Genomic DNA, 14435 nt, shown 5'->3' on the forward strand with positions numbered 1-14435 from the left:
GCGTTAACTACATCATGGGGATTGAAATGTTTTTACAAAGATTACTGATTGGATTCTTGTCTATTTCAGTGGCTGCGCCTGCAGTATTTGCCCAGTCAACTCCTGCATCCAATCAAAAGAAGCCGAACGTAGTTTTCATTCTTGCGGATAACGTCGGTTATGGCGACATGGGTCCTTATGGTGGCGGTGAATTACGTGGTGCTCCTACACCGCGCACAGATGAGTTGGCAAAGAGTGGGCTGAAGCTGACCCAGTATTTGGTAGAGCCAGCATGCACACCATCTCGTGCTGCATTAATGACCGGGCAATACTCTATTCGCAATGGTTTGTCACTTGTTGCAGAGTCAGGTACTCCTAGTACTTTGCCAGGCAAAGCCTACACAATGGGTCAATTATTTAAAGATGCAGGTTACGCAACCGCAATTTTTGGAAAATGGCATTTGGGCGCATCACCTCAGAGTTTGCCTGGTGCTCACGGATTTGATCAGTATTACGGTTTACCGCCGGATGTCTCTTGGGACTCTGCGACCTACGTTGCACAAGCAATACAAACACATTCCTATTCAAATGTACCCGACAAGGTTTTGTATGAAAAGGGGCCTTGGATTAGTCAGCAAAAGGGAAATGGACCTCTTCAGCGTGTAAAGCCATTTACGATGGAAGTCAGAGCAGAGATTGATAATGAATTGACTCAAAAATCAATTGCATTCATGAAGCAAGAAAATGCAGCTGGCAAACCATTCTTTCTGTATCTACCATTTTCGATGGGGCACTCTCCAAATCTATCTTCTAAAGAATTTGCAGGTAAGTCACGCATTGGTCAGTATGGAGACAAATTGATGGAGGGGGATTACCACGTTGGCCAAATCATCGATGCCCTCAAAGAAATGAATATTGAGGGCAATACTATTTTGGTTTTTGCCTCTGATAATGGTAGCACTGGGCAATATATGATGACTTATGATCGATTAGGTCTTGGTGCTCCTGACATGGGATCTAATGGCCCATTTCGAGGGGACTTAGGCGAGGCTACTGAAGGCGCTGTTCGAACTTTTTGCTTTATTCGCTGGCCTGGTCATATCGTCCCAAATACCACTTCATATTCCATGTTTTCGATCATGGACTTTATGCCAACCTTTGCCGCTATCTTAGGCGCTAAGCTACCAACAGATCGAGCCATTGATGGTGTGAATCAATTGGATATGCTTACTGGTAAGAGCAAAACAGGTAATCGCGAACATTTAATGTCATTTATTGGTGCGGACTTAGTGGCAGTTCGCTGGAAGCAGTGGAGAATGTATTTTAGGGATATGAATCGTACGGGCACTGGACAGCAAATGCTTGGCGGCATAGCTGCTAATTCAGTTCCAATGTACTACCCAAAGGTTTACAACATTGAAATGGATCCGCATGAAGACTTACAGTTAGTAAATTATGAATCAATTTCAGTTAACGCATTCAAAGCAATTCAAGAGTATCTTGCCTCGGTTAAGAAGTTCCCTAACCCGCCACCTGCTAACTTAACGAACTTTAATCAGCGTTAAGAGAGAATGTTGAGTGCATAGCCAGATTTGCAAAAGAAGTTTAGGAATTTTTTCTAAACTTCTTTTGATTTCAATCAGCTTCTTTTCGTCACAATCAGTATTGGCGGATGAGGGCGGCGTTCCTTTTTGGATGTCTGGCCAATATGCCAGCATGGCAGCCGTGCCATCCAACCCTGGTTGGTCATTGGTATTAATGCCTTACGTTTATAGCGGCAGTGCAGATAAGTCAAAAACTTTTCAGCACGGCGAGAGTGTTAATGCAGGATTAAGTACAAGGGAATCGATTGCCTTATTTCAGTTGGGTTATTCCGCTGAAGAAAAGATACTCGGCGGTCAACCATATGTTGGAGTAGGTTGGGGTCCTGGTGCAAATACCACCACGGCATCTGCAAGCATTGCCAGCCCTAATGTCGAATTCAATCGCGCTAATTCTGTTAACGGTAGCACTGATATTTACCCCCTTGCCAGTTTGGCGTGGAACAAAGGTAATAATAATTTCATGACCTATGTGACTGGCGATATTCCAGTAGGTACATATAGCGCAACCAGTCTTTCGGCTATTGGTATCGGGCATGCTGCAATGGATGCCGGTGGGGGCTACACTTATTTAAATAATACGACTGGCCTTGAGTTTTCTGGTGTACTGGGTGCCACTTATAACTGGATGAATAACCAAACCAACTACAAGAATGGTGTTGACTCTCACTTGGACTGGTCTATTTCTCAATTTTTGTCGCAAAACTGGCAAGTGGGTATTGCAGGATATGCTTACTACCAACTCACTGGGGACTCTGGTAGCGGGGATAAGATGGGCGCTTTTAAGTCTCGCGTGGCGGCCATTGGCCCACAAATTGGCTATCTATTTAATATTGGTAAAAAACAGGCTTATATCAATTTGCGTGCTTATAAAGAGTATTGGGCGCAGAACCGAGTTGAAGGGTATGCCACGATTGCAACCATCAGCATCCCACTAGGAAAGTAGTCATATGAAGAATGTACAAGGTCGGGTGTTATGGATTGCAGTTCTCTTCGCTTTAGGGCTAGGCGCATATTTGGTTTGGAGTCATTTCATATCCAAACCTCAACAAGCGATTCCAGAAATCCGTTTAGGCGATGGTGTGAATGGCCCCAAAGGAATGGCATGGATTCCTGGGGGAGAATTTTTAATGGGCAGCAATCATCAAAAATCACAAGCCAATGAGAAGCCTACACACAAAGTGAAGGTATCAGGATTTTGGATGGACACCACCCATGTCACGAACGATCAATTCGCCCAATTTATTAAAGAAACCCATTACAAAACAACTGCTGAGCAAGTTCCAGATTGGGAAACGATTCGAGTGCAGTTACCGCCTGGAACACCTAAGCCGCCTGCTTCAGTATTTGTACCTGGGGCGATGGTTTTTGTGGGCACGAAGGCTAAAGTGAATCTCAATGATTACTCCCAGTGGTGGGCCTATGTTCCTGGCGCTAATTGGCAGCATCCCACTGGACCGCAAAGCAATATTGAGGGCAAGGGCGATCACCCTGTAGTGCAAGTTAGCTACGAAGACGCTTTGGCTTATGCTAAATGGGCTGGCAAAAGATTGCCTACAGAGGCGGAGTGGGAGTTTGCGGCTCGTGGTGGCTTAAACCAAGCAACCTATGTATGGGGTGATCAATTAGAGCAACAAGGTAAGCTGCCCGCCAATATTTGGGATGTGAAAAAACAAGCCTTCCCAGTGGTGAGTCCTAAAGCTGGCGGCGCAGTTGGTACGAGCGGAGTGGGAACATTTCCTCAAAATGGCTATGGCCTCTTTGATATGACGGGCAATGCTTGGCAGTGGGTTGCTGATTGGTATCGTGCTGATTATTTTGCGATGCAAGCTAAAGAGCATGGCAATAGTGTGATTGACAATCCCCAGGGGCCTAGCAGCTCATATGATCCGGATGATTACGGTGTTCCGCCCAATGCTCCTAAAAGAGTCATACGTGGCGGATCATTTTTATGTAATGAAGATTACTGCCAATCCTATCGTCCAAGTGCGCGTCGTGGAGCGGATCCATTTAGCCCAATGTCCCATTTAGGCTTTAGATTAGCAAAAGATAGCGAGAAGTAAGTCCAAACAAAGCTTAAGTCCAGGCCTACCCCGGAAATCAAAATACTAAGCTTCGGCTCGGTTTTATGCGCTCAGGGATGGGCTTTGGACTTGATGCAGGGGTATTCAGAAGTCTTTATAGTTAGGCATTATGAATAGAGACAATTTCCTATCCTCGGTAGACGCTTGGTTTAAGCAAGGCGAGTTACAAGAGGTTCTAGCCAAACGTATTGCGTATAAAACTGAGGGTGACTTGCCCGAAGCCCCGCAAGAGCTTTGGGATTATTTGAAAAATGAAATCATTCCATATTTAACGGGAATGGGTTTTATCTCTACGGTATTTGATAACCCTTTGCCGGATGCCGCTCCAATCTTAGTGGCAAGATTAATTGAGGACGTGAATTTACCGACCCTATTAATTTATGCCCATGGTGATGTTGTCAATGGACAAGATTCACGTTGGCAAGAGGGTTTAAATCCGTGGGTGCTATCAGTTGATGGTGAGCGCTGGTATGGTCGCGGCTCAGCTGATAACAAAGGCCAGCACACGATCACTTTTTTTGGTCTGGCAAAAGCTCTAGAGGCTCGTAGTGGAAAGCTAGGTTACAACGTCACCGTCTTAATGGAGATGGGTGAAGAGGCTGGTAGCCCTGGTTTGGCAGAGTTTTGTGAGAACAATAAAGAGTTACTCAAAGCCGACTTGTTAATTGCAAGTGATGGCCCCCGTATCAATGCGGAAACACCAACCATTTTTTTAGGATCAAGAGGGCTTGTCAACTTTAGCTTGCTGGTGAAAGCTCGAGATAAGGCGTACCACTCTGGCAATTGGGGCGGGGTGCTTGTGAACCCAGCTACTCGCCTGGTCCATGCGTTAAGTAGTTTGATTGATGCTCGTGGCCGAATTTTATTAGATGGTATTAAAGCTCCCGCTGTGGATTCCCTTATAAAAGAGGCGTTGAAGTCAGTTACAGTTGGCAATGGCAAGGGTGATCCTGAAATAGATCTTAGCTGGGGGCAGTCAGAGTTAACTTCTGCTGAGCGACTATTTGCAAGCAACACCCTGGAAATTTTAGCTCTTGGATCTGGCCAATCGGAACGCCCTGTTAATGCTATCCCGTCGCAGGCTATCGCACACTGTCAATTGCGCTTTGTTGTGGGAACGGATTGGCAGAATTTATTGGAATACGTTCGCGAGCATTTAGTGGCTTCAGGTTTTGATGATGTTGTTGTGAAGGTGAATGCACATACACCAGCTACACGCCTGGATTTGAAAAATCCTTGGGTGAATTGGGTCAAGTCATCGATAGAGAATACGACTGGTAAGCAAGTCACTGTTTTGCCCAATCTTGCGGGCTCCTTGCCAAACGATGTATTTGCCGATATTTTGGGTTTGCCAACGATTTGGGTGCCACATTCTTATCCAGCTTGTAATCAGCATGCTCCCAATGAGCATATGCTGAAATCTGTCGCCGCCGAGGGTCTGCAAATGATGGCTGGCATCTTTTGGGATTTGAGTGAAAAATCTTCTACAGCAAATTCTTCTTGGGATTAATATTTTGAGCGCTTCAAAAATGACCGTAATGAAAAATCTAAAACAGTGCTATTTGGGCGCAATTATTTTTGCGATGAGCGCAGTGGTGCAAGCTCAAGTATGGCCAAGTAAGCCCCTGAATTTAATTGTCCCGTTTCCTCCAGGTGGTGCTACTGATATCTTAGGCCGGGTGCTTTCAGAATCTTTGCCGTCAAAGTTAGGTCAGCCAGCCGTTGTTGAAAACAAGCCAGGTGGCTCAACCGTTATTGGGGTGATGGCTGCACTTCGCGCCCCTGCGGATGGCTATACAGTTTTGGTATCGGCGAGCAGTAGCTTTGTTGTATTGCCGGCGTTGAGATCTAATCTGCCTTATGACGTTGAAAAAGATATCTACCCAATCAATCTTTCTGTGACAACGCCTTTGGTAGTCGTCACTTCTGCAGATAAGCCTTATATGAAGCTTGCTGATTTAATTGCGCAGGCGAAGGCTAAACCCAAATCTTTGAGATATACCAGTTATGGACCAGGGACCACACCACACTTAGCAACTGAGATTTTTGCAGGTGCTGCGCAAATTGATGTTGAGCCCATTCCATACAAAGGTAGTAGCGATTCCATTTTGGCTTTAATGCGTGGCGATGCAGATTTTGGTTTAGAGACTATTGCAGCAGCCGGGGCCCAAATTAAAGCGGGTAAATTACGCGCACTTGCCGTGACGTCTCCATCCCGCTCACGTTTTCTTCCTGAGGTTCCAGGTTTGGATGAGTTACATTTGCCGGCAGCAAATTTTGAGGTTTTTTATGGTGTTGCTTTATCTGCATCAGTTCCCAAGCCCATTGCTAATAAGTTTGCAAAGGCCGTATCGGAGGCCATGAATACGCCAGAAGTGAAGGAAAGAATGTCGGCTCAATCGCTAGAGATTTCCAATAAAGGGCCTGAGGCCATGGCCGCTTTTATGAAGGCGGAGATCACACGCTTTAAGACTTTGAATAAGCGGCTGAATATTCAGCTGGAGTAATGAACTACTTGTTCGTAAAAAAGCCACCCGAAGGTGGCGTTAATTTTGAAAATGATCATGTCACTTCGTTTTTATAATAGTGACCCAGTTTGCCCCTTTACCTCCAGGGACTCTCTCAATCAGATTTAGTTCACCCGTGGATTGATTGATTGAGTAAAGCGAAACCTTATCTGACTTTTGACCAGAAGCAACTAAAAATTGTCCGCTAGGATCAATATTGAAACCTCTAGGCATTTCCTCTGTAGGGACAGTAAACAGATACTTTACTTTGCCAGTTTGTGGATCTACTTCAAAGCCGCTTAGTGTGCCCTTGGTTCTCTCTGATGTGTAGAGAAACTTACCGTTTGGCGTCAATTTGATTTCGGCAGAGAAGATCATGTTCGAGTCATCAAAAGCAGTCGCCTCTGGAGATCCGGTTGGAGGTCTTGGTCTTCCAGGGACTAGCTTGGAGTCACTTGGGAGGCTTGAAGTGGCTTGAAGTTGAGTTAAGCCCCCTGATTTGATATCCCTAGAAAAGACAATAACTTCTCCAGTCATCTCTGTGATGACGTAGGCAAACTTATTATCAGCTGAGATAACAATATGTCTCGGACCTTGTTGCTTTTGAAGGGCTACCGAGCTGGCTGTTTCTGAGAGAGGCTTGGGTTGAGACGCATTAAAGGTGTGGATTTTGATTTCATCTGTACCTAGTTGGGGCACATACACAAACTTATTAGACTGATCAAAGACGATTGAGTGAGGATTCTTCCCCCCGCTTGGAAACGCCTCTGCTGGAACGGGGTTGATATAGCCATTGGCCTGAATTTGATTAACGCTATTGTTATGGCCGCCAAAAGAGGTTGCCAATAACCACTTACCAGTTTTATCGATAGAAACGTTTACCATGCTGTCGGCCAATGGGATTGCGCCTGTCCACTTTAGTTGACCAGTACCTTGATCAATTTGATACATGTATAAAGAAAACGGCTTAGAACGCACAGAGGCATATAAATTTTTTCCATCTGGTGAGGTAGCCATTGGCATCACAAATTTTCCAGCAGGAAAACGACCCACTGAATTTAAGTGTGGGCTTGACCCTGCTATGAGTTCATAAGCTGATATATCAGCATCGTCAATATTGGAAATATAAACATAGGTTCCACAATATGCGCTTGTTGCCATCGCTAGACTAGTTATTGCAAGTGCCAGATTTCTAAAAATCGCTTTCTTTTTCATGCTGTCTCCCTTTTTATTTTTTTCACTATTGAATAATAGATATTGCAATAGTATTTTTGTATTGCCACCTTCTTTGGGTGTTTTTTACTGCTTTATTTAAATAATAACTTTTCACCCTTAAGCTCACTATACATAAAACTGCGTGCCACCGCCGCCGGACCGCACCCCCCTTGTTTATAGAGCTCTATCCTACGGTCCCAGCTTGAAATCCTGGGGATTCGTCAGAAAAGCAAACTCCCTCCTAAGTGGTGGGGGTTTTGTCTTTTGTGACTTATGATTAGCCAATAAAATGTAAGCTAGATAATGATCAAAAACCTTCAAAACAAACACTGCGACCAGACTATTTCATGAAGGAGAAAGACATGCAATTTGACTTTCATTCCACTCGCTCCATCCTCCTTGAAAGAGGCGGCTCTGCCAATTTAGCGAAAAGAATCCAAGAGCGTGGCGGTCAATCAGCGCTCATCGTCACCGATCCCGGTGTTTTGTCTGCGGGGCTGTTGAATAAAGCTTTGCCTCAATTCAAGGAAATTGGCTTACCGGTACAAATCTTTTCAGATGTCCAAGCTGACCCTCCGGTGTCGGTGATTGATGCCGCTATCAAAGTAGCTCAAGAATGCAAAGCAGATTTTATTGTTGGCTTTGGTGGTGGTAGCTCAATGGATGTGGCTAAATTGGTTGCACTATTGGCGCCTGGAAAAGAAAAGCTGACAGACGTTTATGGCGTAGGCATGGCTAAGGGTCCGCGCCTTCCCCTTATCCTGGTTCCTACGACTGCAGGAACAGGCTCTGAAGTCACTACGATTTCTATCGTAACGGTGAGTGAAAGCGAGAAAAAAGGTGTTGTTTCTCCTCAGCTATTACCTGACATCGCCTTGCTAGATGCCGAACTCACTCTAGGATTGCCAGCCCATGTCACTGCCGCTACTGGTATTGATGCAATGGTCCATGCTATTGAGGCCTTCACAACCAAGCGCCTAAAAAATCCCCTATCCGATTGTTTGGCAAAAGAAGCCTTGCGATTGCTGGCGGCCAATCTTCATAAAGCAGTGAACTCTGGCAGCGACATCGTCGCCCGTGAAAATATGTTGCTAGGAGCCTGCCTTGCGGGCATGGCATTTACCAATGCCCCTGTAGCAGGTGTGCATGCCTTGGCTTACCCCATTGGCGCAAGATTTCATGTCCCACACGGACTCTCAAACTCATTGATGTTGGGCCCGGTAATGCGTTTTAACTTAGATGCGGCACATGCAATGTATGCAGAATTGGGCAACATTATTAAACCTGGATTGCAGGGGTCCACAAAGGAGCAGGCTGCTCAATTGTCCGATTACTTAGGTGGTCTGGCAGGTGAGCTTGGCTTACCCCAGCGCCTGTTAGAAGTTGGTATTACGGCAAATGACATTAATCAGCTTGCTAGCGATGCCATGTTACAAACCCGATTATTGCAAAACAGCCCCCGTGAAATTACTTTGGCTGATGCTGCAGCTTTATATAGAGAAGCGTTATGAGCGACAAAAAACCTTCTCCACCAACACGCGCTGAGTTTGTTGCATTTGAAGATGTTCATTCCAGGTGGATGGATAACGATGCCTATGGGCACATTAATAATGTGGTGTATTACTCATTCTTTGATACGGCTGTAAATCGTTATTTGATTGAGCGCAATGTTTTAGATATTGCCAAAAGTGAAACGATTGGCTTGGTAATTGAAACCCAGTGCAAATATTTTTCATCTATTGCCTATCCCGACATGATCCACGTAGGTCTGAAAGTGGCTCACCTTGGAAATAGTAGCGTTAAGTATGAGGTTGCCATCTTTGCAAATGATGATGACATCGCCTCTGCGCTTGGACACTTTGTACACGTTTATGTAGACCGCATCAGTAATAAGCCAACGCCAATACCGCAGAACGTGCGGGTCGTGTTGCAAGGGCTTGTAAAAACCCATTTGAACTAAGCCCATATAATCTTCATAATTGCTATCAAAAAGGAGCTCAAGTGCCCGTACATTTAGGAAGCACCTTACGTAGACTCGTAAATGAAAAGCGTGGCCTTTTAGTTCCTGGTGCCGGCAATGCACTGGCCGCACGTTTGATTGAAGATGCAGGATTCGAGGCCGTGTATCTCAGCGGTGCGGGATTAACAAATCAGTTTTATGGCATCCCAGATTTAGGGTTTATTAGTCTGAATGACGTGGCAGCCCATACTTCAGCAATCTGTGATGTTGTGCAAATACCTTTGATAGTCGACATTGATACCGGCTTTGGAAATGCGGTCAATGTTCATCACACGGTTAAGGTTTTAGAACGTGCTGGTGCTAGCGCCATCCAAATTGAAGATCAATCTAGTCCTAAACGTTGCGGGCACTTTGCTGGCAAACAAGTCATTAGCAAAGAAGAGATGTGTGGCAAGATTAAGGCCGCTGTAGATGCCAGAAAGCACGATGACTTTCTAATTATTGCTAGAACAGACGCCAGAACAATCAATGGATTAGACGATGCGCTCGACAGGGCTGCTAGCTATGCGCAATCTGGCGCAGACATGACTTTCATTGAAGCTCCTGAAAGTATTGAAGAGATCAAAATCATTGCCTCGCAGTCTTATTGTCCTCAACTGATTAATGTCGTGATTGGTGGGAAGACGCCTTCGCTGCCTCTCGCAGATTTATCTCAGATGGGATTTGGGATAGTGCTATATGCCAACGCAGCCTTACAAGGCGCCGTACGTGGTATGACCAACGCATTGAGTCATCTCAAGCAATATGGTGAACTGAAAGAAGATCCAGTATTAGTAGCTACTTTTGCAGAGCGTCAAAGTTGTGTCAACAAAGAGTATTTCGACTCATTGGAGAAAAAGTTTTCATGAAAATAATTAAAGTACTAGCGCTTGCTTTTGCGATGCTTGTTGCTAACGGTGCATTTGCAGATACCTGGCCAAGTCGTCCCATTAGATTCATTGTGGGCTTTGGTCCCGGGGGTGCCAATGATTTAGTTGCGCGTGCTGTTGCTGAAGCTGTTAGCAAGCAATTGGGTCAGCCGATTATTGTTGAGAATAAGCCTGGGGCGGGATCAGTGGTTGGCGGTGATTACGTTGCCAAGAGTGCACCTGATGGCTACACCTTTTATGCTGGGGCTGCAGGCGGCGTGGTTACCATTCCAATGTTGCGTAACAACATGCCCTACAAGCCAGAAGACTTAGTGCCCGTGGGTATGATGGCTGTGAGTCCATCCATCATTGTGGTTAATAGCGATTCTCCGATTCAGAACTTGAAAGACTTAATCAAAAAGGCGCAGGGAAATCCGGGGCTGACTTTTGCCACTGCAGGCAGCGGCAGCACCCCTCACTTTGTGGCTGAAATGCTCAAGCTATATGCTGGGGGCGGAAATTACGAAATCATTCCTTATAAAAGTGGTTCAGAGGGCGTGTTTGCAGTCGTATCAAAACAAGTGGATGCTACTTCAGAGGCTAGCGTAGTGGTCTTGCCGCAAATTGAAGGTAACAAACTCAGGCCCATTGCTTCTACTTGGAATAAACGCATCACACGTTTGCCTAACGTCCCAACTACTAAAGAGTTGGGATACCCCAATATTTTCATTGGCCATTGGTCGGGAATATTTGCACCTAAGGGCACGCCAAACGAGATTATTCAGAAAATGAATGCTGCTATACAAGCAGCTCTAGATACAAATGCGCTCAAAGCCCGCTTGATCCCGCAAGGTATTGAACCTGCGCCAGGCAGTCAAGCAGATTTCATTAAATTCTTGACTGAAGAAAGAAAGCGTCTTCAGCCGATTGTGAAAAGCGCCAATATGAAAGATGAGTAAATAGATCTAGAGATATGAGTGACCTGATACAAACCTATCTTAGTTCGCCAAGCAAACCCGCTTTTAAGTTGCCGGCAAATTCTTGTGATGCCCATTGCCATATTTTTGGACCCGCTAGCCAATTTCCGTATGCTGAGAGTAGAGCATTTACTCCAGTGGATGCTGGTAAGGAGAAGCTGTTTGCTTTGCACGATGCCTTAGGAATTGAGCGCTGTGTGATTGTTCAAACCGCGCTCCATGGATTTGATAACGCTGTTGTGGTGGATGCGATGCAGGCTCGTAAAGGCAGTTATTTAGGTGTTGCTCTTGCCCCAGCTAGCACCACCTCCCAGCAAATTGCAGAGATGGATCAGCAGGGGTTTCGTGCGATTCGCTTTAACTTCATGTCGCACTTAAAAAATAGTGATTCTATGGAAGATATTTTGGCATTAACAAAGCGCATGGAGCCATTTGGCTGGCATTTGCAGGTTCATTTCTCTAGCGATTTAGTTCATTCACTGGCACCCCTTCTAAAACAATCAGCCGTACCCGTGATGATTGATCATATAGGCAGGGTGGATGCTTCCCTTGGTAGTGATCATGTCGATTTCCAAGGGCTTTTGAAGTTGCTAGATGACGCCCGTTTCCATATCAAGGTCAGCGGGATTGATCGCATTTCAAAGAGTCATCCCTATAACGATGGTGTGTCCTTGGCAAAAATTCTGGTAGATCAATTTACAGAGAAGTGTGTATGGGGGACTGACTGGCCTCATCCAAATCACCACCACATCCCGGATGATGGGCATTTGATTGATCTGATCCCTCGAATTGCTGATAGTCAGGAAAAGATTGAGAAGCTCATGGTCAGAAATCCGGAACAGTTTTATCGGTTTGCATAAAAAATATCAATGGAGTAAATGATGGCTGGACGCTTAGAAGGAAAGGTAGCATTTATTACTGGGGCCGGATCAGTAGGCCCTGGATGGGGAAATGGGCGTGCAACAGCAGTGAGATTTGCTCAAGAAGGAGCAAAGGTGTTTGCAACGGATATTGATTTAACGCGCCTAGATGAAACATTAAACTTGGCCGGTGAGTTTAGAGGCAATATTCAAACCGGTGTTTTGGATGTCACTAAGTCTGGATCGATAGAAGAGAGTATTCATTCTTGTATTAAAGAATTTGGGACGCTCGATATTTTGGTAAATATCGTTGGGGGCTCCGCAAAGGGCGGCCCAGTAGAGATGACTGAAGAGATTTGGGATGCTCAGGTAGATTTCAATCTCAAGAGCGTATTTATGACTTGCAAATATGCCCTCCCTGAAATGATTCAAAAGGAATCAGGCTCAATTATTAATTTGGCATCCACTTCAGGCATTCGCTGGACTGGCTCTGCACAAATTGCTTACGCTGCAACGAAGGCGGGCGTTATTCAATTTTCAAGGGTATTAGCGGTTCAGTACGCAAAACAGAATATTCGCGTAAATACGGTTGTTCCAGGTCAATTGCATACGCCGATGGTCGAGAGTCGCTTGGCAAAACAGCGTGTTGGGGGCGATGTGGAGTTGCTATTAAAACAAAGACAATCACGCATCCCATTGCCATTCATGGGGGATGGCCGTGATACAGCCAATGCGGCATTATTTTTGGCTTCAGACGAGTCTCGCTTCATTACGGGGACAGAAATTATTGTTGATGGCGGTATGTCAGCGCGATGTGATTAGGAGGTTGGAAATGAAAAAGATTCTATTGGGGGTTTTTTGTTGTTTATCCATTGCCGGAGCTCAAGCACAATCAAATGTTATTAAGATGATCGTCGCCTTTCCGCCTGGTGGTCCGGTGGATTCAATGGCGCGCTCTCTTGTAGAGCCTTTAGGAAAAGAGCTGAACTCACAAATCGTGATTGAAAATAAACCTGGTGGGAATGGAGCGATTGCTGCTGAATATCTAGCAGCAAATCCTGCAGATGGCAAAACCATTTGGTTTACCAGTGCCGGAGCAGTGGCAATTAATCCAGGCCTTTATGAAAAGCTAGCCTATAACCCAGTGAAAGATTTAGCGGCTGTTTCTTTGGTTGCCAATAACGTAGAAGTACTCGTTGTTAATCCAGCTAGCCCTGCAAATAACGCCGCTGAATTTATAGCTTTGGCCAAAAAAAGTGATTTAACTATGGGGTCATCTGGCACTGGAAGTGTTCCTCATCTTGCCTTAGAGCAGTTAAATGACTCGGCTAACGTCAAGATTTTGCATGTGCCATATAAAGGCGCAGCACCAGCAATTACTGACGTGATGGCCGGTCACGTGGATGGATTCTTTGGCGATATTCCAGGGCTTATTAGTTACATTAAAAGTGGTAAGTTAAAGCCGATTGGGCTTGCTGCAGATAAGCGCAATAGCGCCATACCCGATGTAAAAACCTTTAATGAGATGGGCATAAAAGGTGTAGACACCAATAATTGGTATGCCGCTTTTGTGAAGGCAGGTACACCAAAGGCGGATATTGATCGTCTGAGTGCCGCAATCAAAAGGGTGGTTAAACAGGATCCTTTAAATTCTAAATTAACACAGGCTGGCAGTGAGCCAGTGGGATCCACGCCAGAAGAGTTGAGCGCCACTTTGAAAAAAGATATTGCCAAGTGGACCCAATTGATTAAAGCCAAGAAAATTTTGCCGGAATAAAAATGAGCAAACGTATAGCGCCGATCACTCCTGGCACTAAGGCGGAGTTAGCTGCCTTAGAGGCAAAGATTTTGCAGGAGCGTGGAAATATCTCTCCCTTGTATCAAATTCTGTTAAATGCGCCCGAGATTGCGCAGGGCTGGGAAGCTCTGTTGACAGCCATCCGTAACCGCAATTCACTATCTCCCGCGATAAGAGAGATGATTATTTTGAGGGTAGCGGTTTTAAACCGTGCTAATTATGAGTTTGATGCACACGCTCCGCACGCTAGCAAGGCTGGCATGAGTCAGGAGAAGATTGAGTCCCTGAAAGACTCAAAAATCAGCGATGTATTTGATGAGAAAGAATGCTTAATACTCAAGCTAACTGATGTCATGACTCAAGATATTCAGGTGCCCGATACTGTATTTGATCAAGTAAGGCCGTATTTCAATGATCAAGAGATTCTTGAATTAGTTGCCACGATCTCGGCCTATAACATGGTCTCAAGATTATTAAACGCACTGCACATAGGTCACTAGAATGAGCGATCAGAAGGTTAGCTTACTACTGCTTAGAGCTAAGCCG

14 protein-coding genes are annotated in these 14435 nt (G+C 45.2%); 13 read left to right on the plus strand and 1 reads right to left on the minus strand.

The annotated features are described in order from the left end of the window. Nucleotides 1–26: 26 nt before the first annotated feature. The 5 genes from ICN49_RS08315 (at nucleotide 27) to ICN49_RS08335 (ending at nucleotide 6171) form a co-directional block, all read left to right on the plus strand. Complete coding sequence (locus ICN49_RS08315; RefSeq protein WP_216167434.1) at nucleotides 27–1544, plus strand: arylsulfatase; 1518 nt, start codon at nucleotides 27–29, stop codon at nucleotides 1542–1544. Between the two features lie 64 nt (nucleotides 1545–1608). Further along, nucleotides 1609–2526 carry a SphA family protein gene (locus tag ICN49_RS08320; protein ID WP_216167436.1) on the plus strand — a complete coding sequence of 306 codons (918 nt, stop codon included), beginning with the start codon at nucleotides 1609–1611 and terminating at the stop codon, nucleotides 2524–2526. Between the two features lie 4 nt (nucleotides 2527–2530). Next, a complete protein-coding gene (locus ICN49_RS08325; RefSeq protein ID WP_216167438.1) occupies nucleotides 2531–3643 on the plus strand; it encodes a formylglycine-generating enzyme family protein in 1113 nt (370 codons plus the stop codon). A gap of 130 nt (nucleotides 3644–3773) precedes the next feature. Continuing rightward, nucleotides 3774–5174, plus strand: coding sequence for a M20 family metallopeptidase (locus tag ICN49_RS08330; RefSeq protein WP_216167440.1), 1401 nt, complete (start codon nucleotides 3774–3776; stop codon nucleotides 5172–5174). A gap of 28 nt (nucleotides 5175–5202) precedes the next feature. Continuing rightward, a complete protein-coding gene (locus ICN49_RS08335) occupies nucleotides 5203–6171 on the plus strand; it encodes a Bug family tripartite tricarboxylate transporter substrate binding protein (protein WP_216167442.1) in 969 nt (322 codons plus the stop codon). A 60-nt stretch (nucleotides 6172–6231) separates the two neighbouring features. Here ICN49_RS08335 and ICN49_RS08340 read toward each other — a convergent pair whose 3' ends face one another. Next, entirely contained in the window at nucleotides 6232–7386 is a 1155-nt protein-coding gene (locus tag ICN49_RS08340; RefSeq protein ID WP_216167444.1) for a lactonase family protein, read from the minus strand. Between the two features lie 362 nt (nucleotides 7387–7748). Between ICN49_RS08340 and ICN49_RS08345 the strand changes: the two genes are divergently transcribed. The 8 genes from ICN49_RS08345 to ICN49_RS08380 are packed head-to-tail and all read left to right on the plus strand — an operon-like array spanning nucleotide 7749 to nucleotide 14389. Next, nucleotides 7749–8897, plus strand: coding sequence for an iron-containing alcohol dehydrogenase (locus tag ICN49_RS08345; RefSeq protein ID WP_216167446.1), 1149 nt, complete (start codon nucleotides 7749–7751; stop codon nucleotides 8895–8897). Then, nucleotides 8894–9346, plus strand: coding sequence for an acyl-CoA thioesterase (locus ICN49_RS08350; RefSeq protein WP_216167448.1), 453 nt, complete (start codon nucleotides 8894–8896; stop codon nucleotides 9344–9346). Before ICN49_RS08345 ends, ICN49_RS08350 begins: the two co-directional genes overlap by 4 nt. A 41-nt stretch (nucleotides 9347–9387) precedes the next feature. After that, the gene (locus ICN49_RS08355; RefSeq protein WP_216167450.1) at nucleotides 9388–10254 is read left to right on the plus strand and encodes an isocitrate lyase/PEP mutase family protein; all 867 of its coding nucleotides are present in this window, start codon (nucleotides 9388–9390) and stop codon (nucleotides 10252–10254) included. Further along, complete coding sequence (locus ICN49_RS08360; protein ID WP_216167452.1) at nucleotides 10251–11213, plus strand: Bug family tripartite tricarboxylate transporter substrate binding protein; 963 nt, start codon at nucleotides 10251–10253, stop codon at nucleotides 11211–11213. Before ICN49_RS08355 ends, ICN49_RS08360 begins: the two co-directional genes overlap by 4 nt. 14 nt (nucleotides 11214–11227) lie before the next feature. Further along, entirely contained in the window at nucleotides 11228–12091 is an 864-nt protein-coding gene (locus tag ICN49_RS08365; protein WP_216167454.1) for an amidohydrolase family protein, read from the plus strand. 21 nt (nucleotides 12092–12112) lie between these two features. Continuing rightward, entirely contained in the window at nucleotides 12113–12913 is an 801-nt protein-coding gene (locus ICN49_RS08370) for an SDR family NAD(P)-dependent oxidoreductase (protein ID WP_216167456.1), read from the plus strand. 10 nt (nucleotides 12914–12923) lie between these two features. Next, nucleotides 12924–13868 carry a Bug family tripartite tricarboxylate transporter substrate binding protein gene (locus ICN49_RS08375; RefSeq protein ID WP_255535474.1) on the plus strand — a complete coding sequence of 315 codons (945 nt, stop codon included), beginning with the start codon at nucleotides 12924–12926 and terminating at the stop codon, nucleotides 13866–13868. A gap of 2 nt (nucleotides 13869–13870) precedes the next feature. Next, nucleotides 13871–14389, plus strand: coding sequence for a carboxymuconolactone decarboxylase family protein (locus ICN49_RS08380; RefSeq protein ID WP_216167459.1), 519 nt, complete (start codon nucleotides 13871–13873; stop codon nucleotides 14387–14389). The last annotated feature ends 46 nt before the right edge of the window (nucleotides 14390–14435 follow it).

This window comes from Polynucleobacter finlandensis, from assembly GCF_018881755.1.
Classification (GTDB): domain Bacteria; phylum Pseudomonadota; class Gammaproteobacteria; order Burkholderiales; family Burkholderiaceae; genus Polynucleobacter; species Polynucleobacter finlandensis.